Source organism: Stenotrophomonas ginsengisoli (genome assembly GCF_001431485.1).
In the GTDB taxonomy this organism is placed as follows: domain Bacteria; phylum Pseudomonadota; class Gammaproteobacteria; order Xanthomonadales; family Xanthomonadaceae; genus Stenotrophomonas; species Stenotrophomonas ginsengisoli.
In genome coordinates, this window is the sequence record NZ_LDJM01000072.1 from 1 (window position 1) to 514 (window position 514).

1 pseudogene is annotated in these 514 nt (G+C 70.8%); it reads left to right on the forward strand.

The window, feature by feature from the left end:
- Positions 1-514, forward strand: a pseudogene (locus ABB30_RS16560) (ATP-dependent DNA helicase); the annotation flags it as partial.

Below are 514 nucleotides of genomic sequence, written 5' to 3' on the forward strand. Positions count from 1 at the left end.
GGCGGCCGATCTGGTGGTGGTCAACCATCATCTGCTGCTGGCCGATCTGGCCCTCAAGCAGGAGGGCTTTGGCGAAATCCTGCCCGGCGCGCAGGCCTTCATCATCGACGAGGCGCACCAGTTGCCGGAGCTGGCGGCCAATTTCTTCGGCCAGAGCTTTGGCTCGCGTCCGTTGCAGGAACTGGCGCTGGACTGCGAGCGCGAAGCGGGGCAGGTGGCCGCGGCTGCCAGCGTGGTGGCCACCCCGGCCGCTGCCCTGGCCCAGGCCCTGCAGCAGTTGCGCCAGGCCATGGGCAAGCTGCCGCAGCGGGGTACCCAGTGGGCGGCGATGATCCAACCGGCGGTGGCCGATGGCTTCGAGCTGCTGGAGCAGGCCATCGGCCTGCTGCTGGCGGCGCTGGCCGGGGTCAAGGATGCCTCGGCCGGCCTGTTGGCCTGCCATGCGCGCGCCCAGCTGGCCCTGCGTGGCCTGCAGCAATGGCTGGATGCCCCGGCCGAGGCCGGTCTGTTCGAC